Consider the following 17312-nt stretch of genomic DNA (forward strand, 5'->3'; position numbering starts at 1 on the left):
CTGACGAGATGCCTATGTCCCTATCGATGAAATGCCGTATCGCCGGCCTCGCCGGCTGGCTGCTCAGTCCGCTGGCCCAGGCGGACTTTTCAATTCCGGGGTTCGAACTGGTACACACCGTGCCGCTGGACACCGACCTGGCGAGCGCCGATCTACGCCAGCCGGGCCCGGTATGGATCGAGCTGTTCGACGGCGCCAAAAGCACGATCGACATCGGCCAGTTTTATGCCGCCGACCATCCAGGCTCGGTACTGGAGCGGGTGATCGAGCGCCTGGAGGCCGCCGGTAAACGCGGCGTGAAAATTCGCTTCCTGCTGGAGGAAAAAGGCATTCGCCTATCAGAAGCCTCCACCCTGGAACGCCTGCGCGCGATTCCCAACCTGACCTTGCGCGTGCTGCCCTACGCGCAACTGAGTGGCGGCATCATCCACGCCAAATACATGGTGGTGGATGGGCAGCAGGCGTTTGTCGGCAGCCAGAATTTCGACTGGCGGTCCCTGGAACATATCCACGAAACCGGGCTGCGCATCACCGACGCCACGGTGGTCGGCCAGGTCCAGGCGATTTTCGATCAGGACTGGCAAGCCCAGGCGGCGCTGAGCGCACACAGCCCGGTGCCGCTGCCGATGGCCGGCCAGGCGCCTGCGCGCAGCGGCAATTACCTGGTGGCCAGCCCGCAACGCTACAACCCGCCCGGGGTGGGCGACTCCCAACTCGAACTGCCGCGCCTGCTCGGCGAAGCCAAGCACGAAGTGCGCGTGCAACTGCTGGACTACGCGCCGCTGTCCTACGGCCCGGATAAAACCCGGCCCTACTATGCGGTGATCGACAACGCCGTGCGTGCCGCCGCCGCACGCGGGGTGTCGATCAAGCTGATGGTGTCCAACTGGAACACCGATGCGCTGGAACTGCCCTATTTGAAAAGCCTCGCGGTGCTGCCCAACGTGCAGATCAAGATCGTCACCCTGCCCCAGGCCAAGCAAGGGTTTATCCCCTACGCACGGGTGATCCACAGCAAGACCCTGGAGATCGACGGGCAAGTGGCCTGGGTCGGCACCAGCAATTGGCTGGGCGGTTATCTGGATAATTCGCGCAACCTGGAGGTGGTCATGCGCAGCGAAGCGATGGCCAAGCGTATAGGCCAATTGCATGAGCAGTTGTGGGATGGGCCCTACGCCAAAGCACTGGACGTAACGGCCGATTACCCTGCGCCGCACCCTGGCCAACCTTGACCTGGACACGATTCAACGCCCGCGCGCACAGGGATGTACCCTTCGACGCGGGGGCGTTTGACTGAGAAATTTCCTACGCCAAGGTCTGCCATTCTCAGTCCCTGTGGTGGTAGTGTGTGGAAATATTTCTGACTTAATGATCAGAAATACCCCACTCACTACCAGCAAAGGAATGCCTCCCGCCATGTACTTTCCACTCAAGCAATTGGCTGTCGCCAGCGTGTTCGCCGCGAGCCTTTCGACCCTCGTCAGCCCGGCTTTCGCCAATATCACCCCACAGCAGAGCACGGCGATTCTGAAGGACTTCAGCGCAACCTCGGTCACTGACTTCAACAGTTTCCTCGGCACCCTGGCCCAGGGCGAGCTGGGCAAAACCAGCGATACGGGGCCGGCGATCAGCGCCTTTCTCGAGCACAAACCCCTGAGCGCCGAGCAACAGAACGAAATCAATCGCCTGCTGGGCATTTATGCGCGGCTGAAATACGCCAAGGCCGCCACCGAGACCCTGCGCGAGCTGGTGGAAATTCCGACGTTCAACGTCGACGGCGTGCCGCAGTACAAAAACCCGCAATTCCTCAAGATCGCCGACAAGCTGCAGGGCCTGGCGAAAGCCTTCAACCTGAACTTCCGTAACATCGATAACCGCGTGTACGAAATCTCCCTGGAAGGCAGCGGCGATGAAGTGGTGGGTATCCACGCGCATGCGGATGTGGTGCCGGTGACGCCGGAAAACTGGGTGTTGAAAGACGGCACCCGGCTCGATCCGTTCAAGGTCACGCTGATTGGCGACCGCATGTACGGTCGCGGGACTGAAGACGACAAAAATGGCATCGTGGTGGCGATGTACGCCATGAAGGTGATCAAGGAAGAGAAGCTGCCGCTGGCGCGCACGTTCAAGCTGCTGGTGGACACCACCGAGGAAACCTCCGGCGACGCGATCCCCTATTACTTCGAACGCAACCCGACGCCACCGTACAACCTGGCGCTGGATGGCGGCTACCCGGTGGTCATTGCCGAAAAAGGTTACGGCACGATCATGGCCACCTTCCCACGCCGCAAAGGCGAAGGCAAAGGCGCAGAGATCATCGCCATGACCGGCGGCAAGGCCACCAACCAGATTCCCTCGGCGTCGGTCGCCACGTTGCTCAGCGACAAACCCGCCGAGTTGGCGGCCAGCCTGCAAGAGGCCGGTACGCAATACGCCGAGCGCAATGGCGGTGACTTCCAGGTGAGCGCCAAGGTGGTCGGCAAACAGGTGCAGTTGACGGTCACCGGGGTCTCGGCGCATTCGTCCGAACCGGAATCCGGGGTGAATCCGGTCGCGCGCATGCTGGAACTGATCCACAGCGTCGACGGCAAGATCGCCCTCAAGCACAACCACATCACCGACGCGGCGCGTTATGCCGCCGACAATTGGGGCCTGGATTACCTGGGCGGCAAATTGGGCGTGGGCTTCGCCGATGACTTCATGGGCCCACTGACCACCTCGCTGACGTTCGTCGACCTCGACGACAAGAGCTTCAAGCTGGCGGTGAACCTGCGCGTGCCCAAGGGGCAGTCGCCGGAGAAACTCAAAGCGCAAATTGCCGACAAGCTCAGCGCCTGGGACAAGAAAACCAAGGTCAACGTGAACTTCACCTACTCGATCGCCGAACCGATGTACCGCAACCCGGAAGGTGAGTGGGTCAAAGCCTTGTTGGCGGTGGCCACGGAAAACCTGGGCATGAAACACGCGTTCGGCACCTCGGCCGGCGCCACCTCCGTGCATGAACTGCCCAACGGCGTGCAGTTCGGCCTGGCACGCCCGGAAGAGAAGTACACCGGGCACACCGACAATGAGTTCAAGACGGTCGAGCAGTTCCTCCTCGACCTGCAAATCGTCACCGAAATGATGGCGCGGGTCGGTCAGTTACCGCAGCTCTGAATGCGGCGGGAGCCCGCCGCAACGGCGGGCTTGTTTCAGTTGGCGCAGACACCCTAGACGCCGACGGCGGCCGCCTGCATCGAACCGGTTTCCTGCAGATTGATGTGCCAGCTCAAGGCCTTGCTCAACACATGCGGCGTATGCCCACCTTTGGCGCACGCGGCCTTGAAGTAGCTGCGCAACGCCTCGCGATAATCCGGATGCACGCAGTGGTTGATGATCAACTCGGCCCGTTCTTTCGGCGCCAGGCCGCGCAGGTCGGCCAGCCCTTGCTCAGTCACCAGGATATCGACGTCATGCTCGGTGTGGTCGACATGGCTGACCATCGGCACCACGCGGGAAATCGCACCGTCCTTGGCGATCGACTTGGTCACGAAAATCGACAGCAGCGCGTTGCGGGCGAAGTCTCCCGAACCGCCGATGCCATTCATGATCTGCGTGCCACAGACGTGGGTGGAATTGACGTTTCCGTACAGGTCGAATTCCAGCGCGGTGTTGATGGCAATCACGCCTAAGCGTCGAATCACTTCCGGGTGATTGGAAATTTCCTGGGGCCGCAACACCAGGCGGTCGGCGTATTTTCCCAGGTTGCCGAACACCCGCTGGCCGCAGGGGCCGGACAAGGTAATCGAACAGCCGGAGGCAAACTTCAGCTTGCCCGCGTCGAGCAATTCGAAGGTCGAATCCTGCAACACCTCCGAGTACTGCACCAGGTCGGTGAACGGCGCATCGATCAGCCCGCACATGACGGCGTTGGCAATGGAGCCGACGCCGACTTGCAACGGCGCCAGGCTTCTGCCCAAGCGTTTGTGCTCCACTTCCTGCTCGAAAAAAGCCACCAGATGGTCGGCAATCGCCTGGGTCTCATGATCGGGCGGCAGCATCGGAATCGCAGATTCCGGCGTGTCGCAGAGCACGATGGCGACGATCTTGGCAGGGTCAATTTCGATGGCCTGGGTGCCGATGCGATCATCCGCGCGGATGACCGGAATCGGCCCGCGGCCAGGGCGCCCGTGGGGCAGGAAAATATCGTGCATCCCTTCGAAATAGGGGCTGCTGGCCAGGTTCAGCTCAACAATGACCTGCCGTGCCGTCTGGGCGAAACTGGCCGAATTGCCGACCGAAGACGTCGGCACGATATGGCCCTGCTCGGTGATCGCCACCGCTTCAATCACCGCAATATCCGGATTGGGCAGGCTGCCGTCACGCAGTTGTTCGACCACTTCGCTCAGGTGCTGGTCGATAAACACCACACGGCCTTCGTTGATCGCCTTGCGCAGCACCGGGTCGCCTTGAAACGGCATGCGCCGCGCCAGCAGCCCGGCCTCGGCCATCTGCCCGTCCAGGCCACGACCGAGGCTCGCGCCGGTGATCAGGTTGATCTTGAGCGGATCCTGCCGCGCTCGTTCGATGAGCGCCAGCGGCACGGCCTTGGCGTCCCCTGCGCCACCGAAACCACTCATGCCCACGGTCATGCCGTCTTGAATGAACGCGGCGGCCTGCGCCGCGCTCATGATTTTTTCGTGCAAGGAATCCAGGCGGATGCGCTGGTGATGCATGGGGTGAACCTCAAAAAAGTTAGGCACAAAAATCAACGCGCTGTCAGAACTGTTCTTCATCCAACGCCATGATGCTCGCGCTCCCAGCGCTGACCGCCGCCAACAATGCGTGTACCCGCGGCAACAATTGCTCCGCGTAGAAGCGTGCGCTGACGCCCTTGGCCTTGAGGAAGGCCGCATCGCCCGTGCCGGCTTCCAACTGCGCATGCGCCTGCACAGCAGAACGCGCCATGAGCCAGCCGCCCGACAGGTAGCCGAAGAGCATCAGGAAGTTGACGCTGACACTGCCGGCCCAATCCGCATCGTGCTTGGCGTTGTCGAGTAACCGCGACAAGGCCTCGCGCCCGGCGCCGAGCGCAGCGGCCAGTGCCACGGCCTGATAGTCGAGGGCATCGATGTGACGCAGTTGCTCGACGGTTTCATCCATTTCCTCGAGCAGGCTGTTCAGTAACGCGCCTTGGTTCAGCAGGGTCTTGCGCCCCACCAGGTCGAGCGCCTGAATGCCGGTGGTGCCTTCATAAATGGTCAGGATGCGCGCATCGCGATAATGCTGCGCCGCGCCGGTCTCTTCGATGAAGCCCATGCCGCCGTGGATTTGCACGCCGAGGGAGGTGACTTCCTGGGCCAGTTCGGTCAGCCAGCCTTTGACGATCGGGGTGAACACATCGACCCGCCCTTGGTGATGGCGCGCCAGTTCCGGCGTGGGCGCATGCGCGGCACGGTCGACTTCGGCGGCGGCCACCAGCGACAACGCGCGCATCGCTTCGATGGACGCTTTCATCTGCAACAGCATCCGGCGCACATCGGGAAAGTGGATGATCGAGAAACGGCTGCCATCCTTGCGCGTGCCCTGCAGACGGTCCTTGGCGTATTGACGGGCCTGCTGGTAAGCGCGCTCGGCAATCGACAGCCCCTGCAGGCCGACACTCTGGCGGGCGTGGTTCATCATGGTGAACATGCAGGCCAGGCCCATGTGCGGCTCGCCAAGCAGATAACCGACGGCCCCTTCGGGATCGCCGAAATTCATCACGCAGGTCGGGCTGCCATGAATGCCCAGTTTGTGTTCCAGGGAGATGCACTGCACGCGGTTGCGCACACCCGGCTGGCCCTGGGCATCGAGCAGGAACTTGGGCACCACGAACAGCGAAATGCCTTTGACGCCCGCCGGCGCATCCGGCAAACGTGCCAGGACCAAATGCACGACGTTGTCGGTCATCTGGTGATCGCCCCAGGTGATGAAAATCTTCTGCCCGGTGATCAGATAGTGGTCGCCCTGGGGCACGGCGCGGCTCTTGATGGCCGCCAGATCGGAGCCGGCATCCGGCTCGGTCAGGTTCATCGTCCCGGTCCACTCGCCGCTCACCAGTTTTTCCAGGTAGGCGCCTTGCAGTTCGGCCGAGCCGTGATGGGCGATGGCTTCGATGGCGCCCTGGGTCAACATGGGGCACAAGGCGAACGCCATATTGGCTGAGTGCCAGATCTCATTGACGGCCGTGCCGATCACGTTCGGCAGGTTCTGCCCGCCGTGTTGCTCCGCAGCGGTCAACGAGGGCCAGCCGCCTTCCTGGAATTGCCGATATGCCTCGGCAAAACCCGGTGCCTCTTGCACACCCTGTTCCCCCAGGTGCGTACCTTGGGTATCACCGACCCGGTTGAGCGGCGCCAGCACGCCGGAGCCCAAGCGGCCTGCCTCGCTCAAGATGGCGCTGACCAACTCGCTGTTGACATCCTGAAGCTGGGCGCTCGCGCACAACTGCTCAAATCCGACCAGTTCCTCCAGCACGAATTCGGTGTCGCGGTACGGATGGGCATAACCACTCATTGTTACTTTCCTCATTCACTCGTTAGACAGGCCGCTACACCCTTCGCCCGCTACCCCATGCCGGGTAATTGACCAAAACGGCCATTACCTTAAAAACCCGGGTCGGTAGCAAGCAGGGACGGAGCCAGCAGCGCAAAGCTCTATTCAGCTTCCTCCGATCCAGCCCCGCGTGGCAATTACCAAATCAGTCGAAAAACAGACATAAACGGACAGTCACTTTTGGCTAAACTAACCTCCCCTGCTGCCGGACTCCTGAACGATGGGCATCGAGCGTTATTCCATCTCCATGTACTTCGCCCACATCCTGATGACGGCTGCGCGCCGCCTCGCGCTGGACGAAGAGGTATTGCTCAAGGAAGCCGGCATCAGCCGCAAGCGCCTGGACAACCTGCACCTGCGCATCACCCCCGACCAGTTCAGTCGCTTGATGCAGGCCGTGTGGCGCTTGAGTGATGATGAGTTTTTCGGCGCAGGTTCACAGCGCTGCCCGAAGGGCTGCTTCGCGATAATGGCCAAGCAAGTGATCCATTCGCACAACCTGCATTCGGTGTATTACAAGCTCAGCCATTTCTACAACGTGATGAACGACTCCCTGCACCTGGAGCTGAAAGTCGTCGGTGATGAGGCCATGTTTTCCATGGCCTTGAGCGACCCGAGCCTGGACCCCGGTTACCTGTTGAGGGGTTTTTTACTCTTGCTCTGGCATCGTTTCCCCAGTTGGCTGATCGGCCAGCGGATCACGCTCAAGCGGGTGACGTTCGACCATCCCGAGCCTGCCCATTCAGCGGAATACCGCTTGATGTTTCCGTGCCCCACGCATTTTGACCAACCTGAGACCTGCCTGGTGTTCGACGCCCGGATGCTCACCGCGCCGCTGGTACAAACCGCGGAAACCCTGGCCTACCACCTGCAGCGCGCACCGGTGGACTGGTTCACCCGCCCCGCCTATTACCCGGTTTACACGCGACGGGTGCTGGACCACCTGGAGAACGTCAGCGATCTCGCCAAGGCCACCATCCAGAGCACCGCCAGTGAGCTGCACCTGACGGAAAGAACGCTGCGGCGCAAGCTGCTGGCCGAAGGCAGCAAGTTCCAGAAACTCAAGGACGGGGTACGCCGCGACATGGCCATTCATTACTTGAGCCAGACGTCGATGTCGATCAACCAGACCTCGCAACAGCTGGGGTTCTCGGACCCTTCGGCGTTCACCCGGGCCTTTCGCCAATGGACCGGCGAGTTACCCAGGACTTACCGCGACGCGGCGCTCAACCGAAAATGACTCAGGCGTCCAGGCGCGCAGGCCGCGACACTTTGCCCTGGACCCGCTCGCGGTAACGCCCCGGGCTTTCGCCGGTCCACTTCTTGAACGCGCGATGGAATGCGCTGGGTTCCTGAAAACCGCATTGCGCGGCGATTTCACCGATGCTGGCGCGCGTCTGGCAGAGCAGTTCCAGCGCCAAGCTGCGGCGCACTTCGTCCTTGATCTCCTGAAACGAGCAACCTTCGCGCTCCAATCGGCGGCGCAAGGTGCTGGGGCTCATGTGCAAATCCACGGCCAGATCCTCCAGCGCCGGCCACTGGCTGTAGTGGCTGCCACGCAGGCGTTGGTAGACCTGGGTCGCCATGCCGTCCTGGTTGCGAAAGCGGATCACCAGCCATTGCGGCGCGCTGCGCAGAAACACCTTGAGCGACGCCAGGTCCTGCACCACGGCCAGACGCAGGTAGCTGCTGGCGAACTCGATTTCGGTGCGGGCCGCGCCAAACGTCAGGTTGTAGCCCCACAGCAATTGATCGTCGCTGAGCGGCGCACGCACATGGCGAAAGTCGGCGCGATCGATGGGCACGCGGCGTCCGCCCAGCCAGCACAGCAGGCTGATCATCAGCACCAGGAAGGTTTCCTCACCGTAACGCCGGGTGTCCTCATCGCCGCCGCCGACTTCCAGGCTGAGTACCGCGCGCTTGCCATGCACGCTGAGGCTGCCGCGAAAGTCGCGCAGGAACAGGGCGAAACTGGCCAGGCACTGGGTGAGCGCCTTGCCCAGGTTCGGCTCCTGGATCAGGCCACGGCAGATCAGGGCGAAACTGCCCGGCGGCATGCCGTGGGAGTCCAGGCGGAAGAACTCGTCGTTCAACTCACGGATCTGAATCAGCCATAACGCCGCAAACGCGCTGGCCGGCACCCGGGCCTCGGGCTGGGTCAGCAACGCCGGCGCGATGCCCGCTTCGCACAGCACCGCGGCGAGCCGCTCGGGCTGATCGCGCAGCGCATGGATCATGACCTGCACGAAGTAGACGGCAACCGAATCCTTTTCCCGGGTGGGCATCATTCTGAGTTCCTGTAGCGGACACATGGTAAGAAACGCCAATACAACTGACAGGTTTCGGCATAGGCCGCCACATTGTCGGGCCCTAGACTCTCGCCCAATGGACCGTATTGCAAGGCATGTCTGCCGTGCGACGGCAGCGCACAATTGAAGAGAGACTGACGATGAATCTGCAGAATATCGGCGTGATCGGCGCGGGCACCATGGGTAACGGCATCGCCCAGATCTGCGCCGTGGCCGGCATCAACGTGACCTTGCTGGACATCTCCGCCGGCGCCCTGGAAAAAGCCCTGGCCACCGTGGGCAAGAACCTCGATCGCCAAGTCAACAAGGGCATCCTCAGCGAACCCCAGAAGCATACGGCGCTGGGCAAGATCCGCACCAGCACCGACTACGCCAGCCTGGCGAATGCCCAATGGGTCATCGAGGCCGCCACGGAAAACCTCGAACTGAAGCGGCGCGTGCTGCAACAGATCGCCGCTCATGTCGATGAGCAATGCGTGATTGCCTCCAATACGTCTTCGCTGTCCATCACCGAACTGGCGGCCGGCGTTAACGCCCCGGAGCGCTTTATCGGCCTGCATTTTTTCAACCCGGTGCCGGTGATGGGCCTGATCGAAGTGATTCGTGGCCTGCAGACCAGCGACACGACCCACGCCCAGGCCATCGAGCTGGCGCAGCACCTGGGCAAGACTGCGATCACCGCCGGCAACCGCCCGGGTTTCGTGGTCAACCGGATTCTGGTGCCGATGATCAACGAAGCGATCCTGGTGTTCCAGGAAGGCCTGGCCAGCGCCGAAGACATCGACGCCGGCATGTGCCTGGGCTGCAACCAGCCGATCGGCCCGCTGGCCCTGGCCGACCTGATCGGCCTGGACACCTTGCTGGCGATCCTCGAAGCGTTCTACGAGGGCTTCCAGGACAGCAAATACCGCAGCGCGCCGCTGCTCAAGGAAATGGTGGCCGCCGGTTACCTGGGGCGCAAGACCGGGCGCGGCTTCCATACCTATGGCTGAGTATCGCTCGCGCTTGTGCGAACACCGCAACAAGGCCCTGGAGTTGCTCGCCAGTAAAGGCTTCGGTCAAGTCGGCATGCGCGAGCTGGCCAGCAGCCTGGGGTTGACCCCGGGCTCGCTGTACCACCACTACCCCAGCAAGCAGCACCTGCTGCTGGATTGGATCGAAGAGTTCTACGAAGAACTGCTGACCACCCTGGGGCGCGTCGAGCAGCGGCCGCGCTCACGCCAGGACAACTTGCAACGGCTGATCCACGCCCACCTGAATTTGCATCGAGAGATGCCATGGCACTTCCGCCTGGTGGAGCGTGATTGCGGCTGCCTCACGGAAGACCAGCAGCTACGGGTCCGGCAGTTGCGCGAACAATACGAGCACCGACTGCTGCAAATGCTCGGGCGACCGCGGCGGCTGAGTGTCCACGCCCTGCAAGCGGCCGGCCACGCGATCGCCACGCTGCTGAACAATGCGCCGAGCTGGCTGGCCGGGCAGGCGCTGGATGATGCCGAACGCACCGAGTTACTGGAAAACCTGCTGACCGGCGCCATCGAGCGCGTGCTGGCAACAAGGGCCAGCGACCGGCCGAGCCTGCAGATTGCCGTGGCCTGAGGCCTATCAGCGCAATTGCAGGGGGTCCACCAGGCCGGCGGCAATCGCCATCCCCACCAGCTCCGGCAAATGGCTGGCCGCCATGCGCTTCATGACCCGTGCGCGATACAGATCGATGGTCTTGACGCTGACGCCCAACTGCTCGGCGATTTCGCGGTTGGTATAACCCTGCACCAACGGCAGCAATACATCGCGCTCGCGTGGCGTGAGTTGCTGCAGCCGCGCCTGTACCCGCGCCGGTCCTTCACCGAGGCTCTGGCGATGATCGGCCTTGCTCAGGGCCTGCAGGACACTGTCCAGCAGCAACTGTTCGTTGTAGGGTTTCTCGATAAAGTCATGCGCCCCGGCCTTGAACGCGCGGACCACAATCGGCACATCGGCGTGGCCGCTGACGAAAATCACCGGCAGGTGCAAATCACGGCTGCGCATGTGCTCCTGAACATTCAGGCCGCCCATGCCCGGCATGCGTACATCCAGCAGCACACAGGCGTTGAGGCGGCTGTCGCAGGCGTCGAGAAACTCGCGGCCACTGGTAAACGGCAGCGCCTTGAGGCCCACCGACTCCAGCAACCAGACGGTCGAGTCGAGCATCCCCTGGTCGTCATCCACCACATACACCACCTGTTCCGTCACGCTCACCATCGCTTGATTCCTCTTCTTATTGTGGAGCGCCGCTCTGCGCGAGCGTGGGCAAGCGGCAGCACATTTGCAGCCCGACCGGCATCGGTTCGGCCTGCAACTCGCCACCGAAGCCTTCGATAATGCTGCGGCTCATGGACAAGCCCAGGCCCAGGCCATTGGCCTTGCTGGTATAGAACGGCGTGAATATCTGTTCCAACTGCGCCGGCGAGACACCGGGGCCCTGATCGCTCACGTCGATCTGCACCCACCCGTCACGCTGCGCCAAGGCACTCATGACGATGAGCGAGGGCTGGCCGGGATGGGCTTCGCGATTCGCCTCGATGGCATTGCGCAGCAGGTTCAGCAGCACCTGTTCCAGCAACACCCGGTCGGCGTAAATCAGCGGCAGATTATCCGGCAGGCGATCCTCGATCGTCACCTGACAATCGCTGGCCTCCCAGGCACACAGGCGCACCGCTTCGCGGGCGACCTCGCCGGGGTTCAGCGCCTCCATGCGGCGGCGCCCCTTGCGCAGAAACGCACGCAAGCGCTTGATCACTTGCGCGGCGTGATTGGCATGCACCGAAATCCGTTCCAGGCCTTGAGCCACCCGTTCGGCCGCCGGCGAATCGCTGCCCATCGCGGCCAGATAACGCTGGCTGGCGTTGGCGTAATTGACCACCGCCGCCAGCGGCTGATTCATTTCATGGGCGATACCCGATGCCAGTTCACCCAGGGTCACCACGCGCGCGGTGTGCGCCAGTTCGTCCTGATGATGGCGTTGCTGGGCCTCGCGCAGCTCGCGTTCGGTCAGGGTGGTTTCCTCGGCCTGGACCCTGGCAGTGATGTCGCGGGACACGCTGACCACCTCCACCACCGCGCCGGTGTAGGTCTCGCGGATCGCCCGGCAGGCGGTTTCAAACCACAGGTAATGGCCCTGGCGATGGCGGATGCGATAGGTCATGGTGTAATAACCGTCCTGCTCCAGGCCCTCCCGGGCGCGCCGCACCAACCCCGCCAAGCCTTGCCGATGGAACAGGCGCTGTGCCCGAGTCCCGCGCAATTCCCCCGGCCAATAGCCCAGTAAGGCCCAGGAAGCCGGTGAAGCGTCGAGAAAAGCGCCATCCGGGGTGTGCCGGGAAATCAGGTCGGTGGTGTTTTCGATGATCAGCCGATACAGGCGCCGCGCCTTGGTGGATTCGCGCTCGGCGACAATCTGCGCGCTGGCTTCCCGGCAGCGCGCCAGCACGCGGTTTTCATCCGGGTCGGGAATGAACGTCCACACCAGAATGCGCTCGGCGAACTGTGCCTCGACGTTTTCGATCGCCCGCTGCTGCCCCAGGCACGCCTGCACCAGCGGCAAGCAATTGATCGGCAACAGGTTCATACAATCGACCAGGGACAACTGCTCAAGCAACGCCAGCAGCGCGGCGTTGAACTCCAGCGGCCGAGCCTGGGCATCGAGCAGCAGACTCGGCTGCGGGTCATGCCTGAGCAGCGGCGAACCGCCTGTCAAGCGCACGGAGTTGCCGATCATCATGGAACCTATACAGGGAGGGGAACGTCGAGGTCAGCGGAAGCGTTTCATCAAGATATAGTACATATACTATACAACACAGGTAGTACTTCCATATATCTGCGCGGACAGTATATAAAAGCCGCCGGAGAAGTCATTGAGCTTTTCCCGCAGGGACCGGCGTGCCAACGATAAAGCCTCAAGGCCGGCACCGTCAGCTTAACTGCCGTTACCAGCGTCTCGAACAATAGAGCTAATAATCAGCCACCGGGTATCCGCACCATGTCCATTTTCGACCAAGGCCTCGAGCCGACCAGCGTTAATCACATTGCTCTTTCGCCTTTAAGCTTCATTGAACGCACTGCCAGCGTTTATCCCGATTACCCTGCCGTGATCCACGGATCGATACGCGCCACCTGGGCGCAAACCTACAGCCGTTGCCGGCGCCTGGCCTCGGCCCTGGCCGGTCGCGGGATCGGCAAAAACGACACCGTGGCCGTCATGCTGCCCAACATCCCGGCCATGCTCGAAGCGCATTTTGGCGTGCCGATGATTGGCGCGGTACTCAATGCCCTCAACGTGCGCCTGGATGCCGAGGCCATCGCCTTCATGCTCGCGCATGGCGAAGCCAAGGTACTGATCGCCGACCGTGAGTTCCACGATGTGGTGCATGCGGCCATCGGCATGCTTGACCATCCGCCGCTGGTCATCGACGTCGACGACCCGGAATACGGCGAAGGCCAGCCGGTCAGCGACCTGGACTACGAGGCGTTTCTCGCAGAGGGCGATCCGGATTTCGCCTGGCAGTGGCCTGCAGACGAATGGCAAGCCATCTCGCTGAACTACACCTCGGGCACGACCGGCAACCCCAAGGGCGTGGTCTACCACCACCGCGGGGCCTACCTGAACTCCCTGGGCAACCAAATGATCTGGGCGATCGGCAACCACCCGGTGTACCTGTGGACGCTGCCGATGTTCCACTGCAACGGTTGGTGCTACCCGTGGATCATCACGGCCTTGGCCGGGGTCCATGTGTTTCTGCGCCGCGTCGACCCACAGAGAATCCTCAACCTGATCCGCGAGCATCAGGTCACCCACTTGTGTGGCGCGCCAATCGTGCTCAACGCCCTGGTGAACATGCCCGACTCGGCCAAGGCTGCCATCGACCACCCGGTGAACGCGATGGTCGCCGGCGCGGCGCCACCCGCCAAGGTGATCGGCGCCGTGGAAGAAATGGGCATCAAGGTGATCCACGTCTACGGCCTGACCGAAGTGTACGGCCCGGTGACCCTGTGCGCCTGGCACTCGGAATGGGATGAGCTGCCCCTGGAAGAACGCGCCCAGATCAAGGCGCGCCAGGGCGTGCGCTACCCGACCCTGGAAGGCGTGATGGTTGCCGACCCGAAAACCCTCGAACCCACCCCCCATGATGGCCACACCATCGGTGAGATTTTCATGCGGGGCAACACGGTGATGAAAGGCTATCTGAAGAACCCGACGGCAACCGCCGAAGCGTTCGAAGGCGGCTGGTTCCACACCGGCGACCTGGCGGTGACCCATCCTGACGGCTATGTCGAAATCCGCGACCGGCTCAAGGACATCATCATCTCCGGCGGCGAGAACATCTCCACCATCGAACTCGAAGGTGTGCTGTACCGCCACCCGGCAATCCTCGAAGCCGCGGTCGTCGCCCGCCCCGATGAAAAATGGGGTGAAACGCCGTGCGCCTTCGTCACCCTCAAGGCCGACCACCAGAACGTCCGCGAAGCCGACATCATCAGCTTCTGTCGCGAACACCTGGCGGGCTTCAAGGTGCCACGCACGGTGGTGTTCACACAGTTGCCGAAGACGTCGACAGGCAAGATCCAGAAGTTCATGCTGCGCGACATGGCGAAAAAGCTCTAGGCCGTTTCCATCAAGCCCGAACGCTGCGCGCACACGCTCGTGTCCGATTGAACGGCATGGACGCTAGCTGACGGGATTGATGCAGCCAACCTCAAACCGATGCCCTCCTCTATGGAGGGCATTGTTTTTTGTGCAGGTGCGGTTGAGGTGTGTCGGATAGCCCGAAGCGCTCAAGCCACCCTCAGCAGATGCAATATTTGATTTATCGCAGAAACGAAAAAAGACGCCGAAGCGTCTTTTTTTCGCTGACTCCCAGGTCCGATGGACACTGCGAATCAAAAATTGGAGCGGGAAACGAGACTCGAACTCGCGACCCCGACCTTGGCAAGGTCGTGCTCTACCAACTGAGCTATTCCCGCAAATGGCGTCCCCTAGGGGACTCGAACCCCTGTTACCGCCGTGAAAGGGCGGTGTCCTAGGCCACTAGACGAAGGGGACACGCTACTGAAACACATGGTGTGTATTTCAGTGCCCAGAGGCCTCGTCCTAAGACTTGGTCCTGGTTTCACTCAATGCCGCCCGAAGGCAACACTGCTTAAAAATGGAGCGGGAAACGAGACTCGAACTCGCGACCCCGACCTTGGCAAGGTCGTGCTCTACCAACTGAGCTATTCCCGCATTGGCGTCCCCTAGGGGACTCGAACCCCTGTTACCGCCGTGAAAGGGCGGTGTCCTAGGCCACTAGACGAAGGGGACACACGTACAACATTCACTCCCTGCCGCGTTTCGCTGTGTGCTTTACGCTGCAAGTGGCGCGCATTCTATGGATGGATTGAAAGGTCGTCAACCCCCCAGGATAAATTTATTTAAATCAATGACTTCGCCCCCCTTTCCAGGCCCGTGCGGGCATTCTGCGCGTCCGCGCCTTGACGCCTATATTCTGGCGCCCGACAAGACGCTATAGTTCGCTCAGCAACTGATGGCATTGTGCATCTACGCAGGGAATGCTTACGTATATAGAAGAAACTACCTGGGCAACTGGTCGAACAGTCCTATCCGGCAGATGTCTCAGTCACTACACTCAACAGCAAACCCTATAAAGAGGTCGCACCGGTGACACCACTCATGATCACCCTGCTGGTAATAGCCGGGATCGCAATACTGATCGCCATTGGCTATATGAACCATGTGGTGGAAAACAACAAACTGGAAAAGCAACGCACCGTGATCGAGCTTAATGACCGGCTGCGTCGCTGTGGTGAAATCACCGAGACCTTCCCCGGCCAGTTGATGACTCCGGCACTCAAGCTGCTGCTGACCCGCCTGGAACTCAACGTCAACCAGCGCTTGTTGCACCTCAACAAGTCCAGCGCACCGCTCAAGGCGCGGATCGCCGAACTGAATGCGCTGGTGGCCCAGGGCGAATCGATCCCGATCAACAACCCGCCCGGCCCGATCCAGACCGAAGCCAAGGCCAAGGACGTGCGCTTCCTGCTCGAAGCCCTGCACGGCCAGGTCACCCGCGCCGCCCAGGACGGTTTCCTGCCGGCCAATGAAGCCAAGCACTGGATCAGGGAGATTCGCCACATCCTGGTCCTGCTGCACATCGAGTTCTTCAACAACCTCGGCCAGCATGCCCTGCAACAGAACCAGCCGGGCCAGGCGCGCCTGGCCTTCGAGCGCGGCGTGCAGTACCTGCGCAAACAGCCTGAGCCGGCGATCTACAGAGAGCAACTGCAATTGCTGGAGAGTCAATTGGCGCGCGCCAACTCCACGGTGCTGACCAACAGCAAACCGGCGGAAGATGAAGTCAACGAACTGACCGAAGGCCTGAAAGTCGCCGACACCGATGCCGAATGGAAGAAAAAAGTCATCTACGACTGACCTCCCCCACCCCATGTGGCGAGCGCTCCTCGCCACATGCCATCATTTAGCATCTATCCCCTCGCCGCCGACTCGCGTACAAAAGTCCCCCTCACTCCGTGAAGTTAGAGGCCCGCTATGCCTGTCGCCGTGATTGATGGACAACCGCTGCACTATGTTGACCAGGGCCGCGGCCCGGTCGTCCTGCTGGGTTCGAGTTACCTGTGGGACCGCGCCATGTGGGCACCGCAGATCGAAGCGCTGTCGCAGCAATACCGCGTGATCGTCCCCGAACTGTGGGGCCACGGCGAGTCCGGGCCGCTGCCGGCGCACACGCGCTCCCTGGACGACCTGGCGCGCCAGGCCCTGGCACTGCTCGACCAATTGCAGATTGCCCAGGTCAATCTGGTGGGTTTGTCGGTCGGCGGCATGTGGGGCGCACGCCTGGCCCTGCTGGCACCCGAGCGGGTCAACAGCCTGGTGCTGATGGACACCTACCTCGGCGCCGAGCCCGAGGCCACGCGCCAGCACTACTTTTCGCTGTTCAAGATGATCGAAGACGCCGGCGCCATCCCCGAGCCGCTGCTGGATGTGGTCGCGCCGATCTTTTTCTGCCCGGGTATCGACCGCGCATCGGCGCTGTACCAGGATTTCCGCAAAGTATTGCAGGGCTACCCCACGGCGCGCCTGCTGGACAGCATCGTGCCCCTGGGCCGGCTGATCTTCAGCCGCGCAGATGTGCTGGAGCAGTTGTCACGCCTGGACGCCGACACCACCCTGGTGCTGTGCGGCGAACAGGACACGCCTCGCCCACCCGCCGAGTCCGAGCAGATGGCCAGCCTGATCGGCTGCGGCCTGAGCCTGATTCCCGACGCCGGGCATATCTCCAGCCGCGAGAACCCGGACTTCGTCAATGAAGCGCTGCTGACCTTCCTCGCCAACCACGCCTGATCGCGCCCCGGCCCTTTGATCGCGGCCCGGCG

Annotated in this window: 13 protein-coding genes and 4 tRNA genes; 8 read left to right on the plus strand and 9 right to left on the minus strand. The window is 62.0% G+C overall.

The features are described 5' to 3' along the window. The first annotated feature begins 14 nt into the window (after positions 1-14). The gene (locus ACVWZP_RS10920; protein ID WP_457369733.1) at positions 15-1232 is read left to right on the plus strand and encodes a phospholipase D-like domain-containing protein; all 1218 of its coding nucleotides are present in this window, start codon (positions 15-17) and stop codon (positions 1230-1232) included. A 184-nt stretch (positions 1233-1416) separates the two neighbouring features. Beyond that, on the plus strand, positions 1417-3156 hold the full coding sequence (locus ACVWZP_RS10925) for a dipeptidase (RefSeq protein WP_232591448.1): 1740 nt from the start codon (positions 1417-1419) through the stop codon (positions 3154-3156). Positions 3157-3209: 53 nt separating this feature from the next. On the opposite strand, the gene ACVWZP_RS10930 is transcribed toward ACVWZP_RS10925, so the two are convergent. After that, entirely contained in the window at positions 3210-4715 is a 1506-nt protein-coding gene (locus ACVWZP_RS10930; protein WP_046384172.1) for an acetyl-CoA hydrolase/transferase family protein, read from the minus strand. A 43-nt stretch (positions 4716-4758) separates the two neighbouring features. Further along, positions 4759-6537: an acyl-CoA dehydrogenase gene (locus ACVWZP_RS10935; protein ID WP_046384173.1), complete on the minus strand. Its 1779-nt coding sequence runs from the start codon at positions 6535-6537 to the stop codon at positions 4759-4761. A gap of 259 nt (positions 6538-6796) precedes the next feature. Between ACVWZP_RS10935 and ACVWZP_RS10940 the strand changes: the two genes are divergently transcribed. After that, positions 6797-7816: an AraC family transcriptional regulator gene (locus ACVWZP_RS10940; protein WP_046384174.1), complete on the plus strand. Its 1020-nt coding sequence runs from the start codon at positions 6797-6799 to the stop codon at positions 7814-7816. A gap of 1 nt (position 7817) precedes the next feature. On the opposite strand, the gene ACVWZP_RS10945 is transcribed toward ACVWZP_RS10940, so the two are convergent. Next, entirely contained in the window at positions 7818-8864 is a 1047-nt protein-coding gene (locus ACVWZP_RS10945; protein ID WP_046384175.1) for an AraC family transcriptional regulator, read from the minus strand. A gap of 161 nt (positions 8865-9025) precedes the next feature. Between ACVWZP_RS10945 and ACVWZP_RS10950 the strand changes: the two genes are divergently transcribed. Together ACVWZP_RS10950 and ACVWZP_RS10955 are read left to right on the plus strand one after the other, a co-directional pair. After that, a complete protein-coding gene (locus ACVWZP_RS10950) occupies positions 9026-9877 on the plus strand; it encodes a 3-hydroxybutyryl-CoA dehydrogenase (RefSeq protein ID WP_457369734.1) in 852 nt (283 codons plus the stop codon). Then, complete coding sequence (locus tag ACVWZP_RS10955) at positions 9870-10484, plus strand: TetR/AcrR family transcriptional regulator (RefSeq protein ID WP_126587881.1); 615 nt, start codon at positions 9870-9872, stop codon at positions 10482-10484. The genes ACVWZP_RS10950 and ACVWZP_RS10955 overlap by 8 nt, the downstream gene beginning before the upstream one ends. Positions 10485-10490: 6 nt before the next feature. Here ACVWZP_RS10955 and ACVWZP_RS10960 read toward each other — a convergent pair whose 3' ends face one another. Both ACVWZP_RS10960 and ACVWZP_RS10965 read right to left on the minus strand, forming a co-directional pair. Further along, positions 10491-11126, minus strand: a complete 636-nt coding sequence (locus tag ACVWZP_RS10960) for a response regulator transcription factor (protein WP_017846815.1) — start codon at positions 11124-11126, stop codon at positions 10491-10493. A gap of 16 nt (positions 11127-11142) precedes the next feature. Continuing rightward, complete coding sequence (locus tag ACVWZP_RS10965; protein ID WP_057005316.1) at positions 11143-12642, minus strand: PAS domain-containing sensor histidine kinase; 1500 nt, start codon at positions 12640-12642, stop codon at positions 11143-11145. A gap of 261 nt (positions 12643-12903) precedes the next feature. Here ACVWZP_RS10965 and ACVWZP_RS10970 point away from each other — a divergent pair, with 261 nt between their 5' ends. Further along, entirely contained in the window at positions 12904-14526 is a 1623-nt protein-coding gene (locus tag ACVWZP_RS10970; protein WP_017846813.1) for an acyl-CoA synthetase, read from the plus strand. Positions 14527-14809: 283 nt separating this feature from the next. Here ACVWZP_RS10970 and ACVWZP_RS10975 read toward each other — a convergent pair. The 4 genes from ACVWZP_RS10975 to ACVWZP_RS10990 form a co-directional block, all read right to left on the minus strand. Continuing rightward, positions 14810-14885: transfer RNA gene (locus ACVWZP_RS10975), tRNA-Gly, on the minus strand. A 3-nt stretch (positions 14886-14888) separates the two neighbouring features. Beyond that, a tRNA-Glu gene (locus ACVWZP_RS10980) sits at positions 14889-14964 on the minus strand. 104 nt (positions 14965-15068) lie between these two features. Continuing rightward, a tRNA-Gly gene (locus tag ACVWZP_RS10985) sits at positions 15069-15144 on the minus strand. Between the two features lie 2 nt (positions 15145-15146). Further along, positions 15147-15222, minus strand: a tRNA-Glu gene (locus ACVWZP_RS10990). A 369-nt stretch (positions 15223-15591) separates the two neighbouring features. On the opposite strand from ACVWZP_RS10990, the gene ACVWZP_RS10995 reads away from it, so the two are divergent. Together ACVWZP_RS10995 and ACVWZP_RS11000 are read left to right on the plus strand one after the other, a co-directional pair. After that, complete coding sequence (locus ACVWZP_RS10995; protein ID WP_457369735.1) at positions 15592-16350, plus strand: hypothetical protein; 759 nt, start codon at positions 15592-15594, stop codon at positions 16348-16350. 117 nt (positions 16351-16467) lie between these two features. Beyond that, positions 16468-17280: an alpha/beta fold hydrolase gene (locus ACVWZP_RS11000; RefSeq protein WP_457369736.1), complete on the plus strand. Its 813-nt coding sequence runs from the start codon at positions 16468-16470 to the stop codon at positions 17278-17280. Positions 17281-17312 lie beyond the last annotated feature (32 nt).

Source organism: Pseudomonas sp. TE36184 (assembly GCF_054060055.1).

What these genes read in the sequence shown, in the direction of transcription:
- ACVWZP_RS10945 (WP_046384175.1), bottom strand. Translation starts at nt 8,864, where the DNA reads ATGATGCCCACCCGGGAAAAGGATTCGGTTGCCGTCTACTTCGTGCAG.
- ACVWZP_RS10930 (WP_046384172.1), bottom strand. Translation starts at nt 4,715, where the DNA reads ATGCATCACCAGCGCATCCGCCTGGATTCCTTGCACGAAAAAATCATG.
- ACVWZP_RS10960 (WP_017846815.1), bottom strand. Translation starts at nt 11,126, where the DNA reads ATGGTGAGCGTGACGGAACAGGTGGTGTATGTGGTGGATGACGACCAG.
- ACVWZP_RS10920 (WP_457369733.1), top strand. Translation starts at nt 15, where the DNA reads ATGTCCCTATCGATGAAATGCCGTATCGCCGGCCTCGCCGGCTGGCTG.
- ACVWZP_RS10950 (WP_457369734.1), top strand. Translation starts at nt 9,026, where the DNA reads ATGAATCTGCAGAATATCGGCGTGATCGGCGCGGGCACCATGGGTAAC.
- ACVWZP_RS10935 (WP_046384173.1), bottom strand. Translation starts at nt 6,537, where the DNA reads ATGAGTGGTTATGCCCATCCGTACCGCGACACCGAATTCGTGCTGGAG.
- ACVWZP_RS11000 (WP_457369736.1), top strand. Translation starts at nt 16,468, where the DNA reads ATGCCTGTCGCCGTGATTGATGGACAACCGCTGCACTATGTTGACCAG.
- ACVWZP_RS10970 (WP_017846813.1), top strand. Translation starts at nt 12,904, where the DNA reads ATGTCCATTTTCGACCAAGGCCTCGAGCCGACCAGCGTTAATCACATT.
- ACVWZP_RS10965 (WP_057005316.1), bottom strand. Translation starts at nt 12,642, where the DNA reads ATGATCGGCAACTCCGTGCGCTTGACAGGCGGTTCGCCGCTGCTCAGG.
- ACVWZP_RS10925 (WP_232591448.1), top strand. Translation starts at nt 1,417, where the DNA reads ATGTACTTTCCACTCAAGCAATTGGCTGTCGCCAGCGTGTTCGCCGCG.
- ACVWZP_RS10940 (WP_046384174.1), top strand. Translation starts at nt 6,797, where the DNA reads ATGGGCATCGAGCGTTATTCCATCTCCATGTACTTCGCCCACATCCTG.
- ACVWZP_RS10995 (WP_457369735.1), top strand. Translation starts at nt 15,592, where the DNA reads ATGATCACCCTGCTGGTAATAGCCGGGATCGCAATACTGATCGCCATT.
- ACVWZP_RS10955 (WP_126587881.1), top strand. Translation starts at nt 9,870, where the DNA reads ATGGCTGAGTATCGCTCGCGCTTGTGCGAACACCGCAACAAGGCCCTG.